General features: G+C 55.1%; 1 protein-coding gene and 1 tRNA gene. Both read right to left on the bottom strand.

Features of this window, described 5'->3' with window-relative positions; all coding sequences use genetic code 11:
- Positions 1–96: 96 nt before the first annotated feature.
- Positions 97–170: transfer RNA gene (locus tag QEH52_RS19405), tRNA-Gly, on the bottom strand.
- 107 nt (positions 171–277) lie between these two features.
- On the bottom strand, positions 278–1,747 hold the full coding sequence (locus QEH52_RS19400) for a DEAD/DEAH box helicase (protein ID WP_308952613.1): 1,470 nt from the start codon (positions 1,745–1,747) through the stop codon (positions 278–280).
- Positions 1,748–2,073: the final 326 nt, after the last annotated feature.

The following is a 2,073-nucleotide window of genomic DNA, read 5'->3' as shown; positions in this document are numbered from 1 at the left end:
CACGTTGTGCTAAGGGCTGTGCCATGCGTAGCTCGAAGAGCGAAGCTCCCACGTTGTGCTAAGGGCTGTGCCATGCGTAGCTCGAAGAGCGAAGCATGGTGCGGGTAGAGAGAATCGAACTCTCAGCTCAACCTTGGGAAGGTCACGTGTTACCACTACACCATACCCGCATTTCCTATGCTTGTTATCTAGCATGAACGACAAGCTGGAAGCTCGTCACTACTTTTTTAACTCTCGCCTAAAATGAATGATAAGCTGGACGCTTGTCATTCATTTTTTAACGATTGCGACCACGGCTGCGGTTACTGCGTTGACCGCTGTTGCCGCCGCTACTTGCTGTGCTGGCAGTTTGGGGGCGTGGGCTGCTGCCTGAGGCGCCTGCGCTTCTGGGCTTGCCACCACCGCCGCCACGTGGGCCGTTTGGGTTGCTCTTGCGTGGACCGCCACGACTGTTGCCGCCTCCGCCGCCGCGTGGGCCGCGGGCACCGCCGCCACCTCCGCGAGGGCCACGGTTGCCGCCGCGTCCGCCGCCTCCGCCGCCTTGCTTGGGCTTTTGTGCGGGAGCGCCGCTGGTGTGGTGATGCTCAATCTGAGCGGCGTGGTATTCGTGGGAATACACGGGCACGCTGCGCTTGATTAGTTTTTCAACTTCACGTAAGAGTGCGACTTCATCTTCGGAGCAAAAGGAGAGTGCTTTGCCGCTGGTACCGGCGCGGGCTGTGCGACCAATTCGGTGCACGTAGGCGTCGGACTCCATCGGCAGGTCGAAATTGATCACGAGTGTGATGTTTTTAACGTCGATACCGCGCGCGGCCACATCGGTGGCCACCAGTACTCGAACTTCGCCCTTTTTGTATTGGTCGAGCGTCTTTTGACGTGCGTTCTGTGATTTGTTGCCGTGCAGGGAGTCGGCTTCGATGCCGAGGCTGCAGAGTTTGCGAGCTAAGTTTTTAGCGCCGTGTTTGGTGCGGCTGAAAACAAGGCTCAACTCTTGATTATTGGCATTGGCCTGGTGTTCTTGAATGAGGTCGAGCAGCAGGTTTTGTTTGTCTGCTTTTTTGACGAAGAGCACGTGTTGATCAATCTTCTCAGCAGTTGTGCCTTGTGGCGCGATGCGTATTTCCTTGGGATTGTGCAACAGGCCGTTGGCGAGTTTGGTGATCTCGGGCGCCATGGTGGCGGAGAAGAGTAAAGTGTGACGCTGCTGTGGGATGGCGGCGGCAATCTTTTGAATGTCGCGGATGAAGCCCATGTCCAGCATGCGGTCGGCTTCGTCTAGGATGAAGGTGTCGACCTGTGAGATGTCGATGTGGCCTTGTTGTTTTAAGTCTAATAAGCGACCGACGGTGGCAACGAGTATGTCCAGGCCGCCATAAAGTGCTTTAATTTGGGGTCTCTCAGAGACGCCTCCGAAGACCATGCCTACTTTCAGCCCGAGGCCTTCGCCATAGGTTTTAAAGCTTTCGGTGACTTGCACTGCTAGCTCACGAGTCGGGGTGAGGATTAGGCAGCGCACGCCGCGACGGAAGGGCTTGCGTGGGTTACGGGCAAAGCCGTCGAGCACGGGCAGTGCAAAGGCGGCGGTCTTGCCGGTGCCGGTTTGCGCGCAGGCGAGCAGGTCGTGGCCTTCCAGTAAGACTGGAATTGCTTTTGCTTGGATGGGAGAAGGCGTAGTGTAGCCCTTCGCTTTGAGTGCACGTTGGATCGGATCCGCCAAAGCAAGATCCTGAAATGTAATTTCGGACATAGTATAGAGTGCGCCATTTGAAAAATTGCAGGCGCGGGAGCAATCGATGACAGTTGTTTGTTGCTTAAATCAACCGCTCATCGATGACGGACCGAAACAAGTTGGCGCTACGCGACCTCGCGCATCTGCCAGAAGGGGCGGGAGAAAGACGTTCTTCTTAAGAAATAGCAAGCTTTCTTTGGCAGCGCCTTCACGAGTATCTTAAATTAACCGTATATTAAATTAACCATATTAGAACGGTGTCCAAGTTGTCTGCGATCCGAGTGGTGATGCAATGGGTTTGGTAATGCGTGGATATAGGTGACTGAGGTCGATTTTGCGGAACT

Source organism: Thalassobacterium maritimum (assembly GCF_031127805.1).
Taxonomy (GTDB): Bacteria; Verrucomicrobiota; Verrucomicrobiia; order Opitutales; family Coraliomargaritaceae; genus Thalassobacterium; species Thalassobacterium maritimum.
The sequence above is the reverse complement of the archived record's forward strand: the minus strand, read 5'-3'. Positions and strand labels throughout refer to the sequence as shown.

What these genes read in the sequence shown, in the direction of transcription:
- QEH52_RS19400 (WP_308952613.1), bottom strand. Translation starts at nt 1,747, where the DNA reads ATGTCCGAAATTACATTTCAGGATCTTGCTTTGGCGGATCCGATCCAA.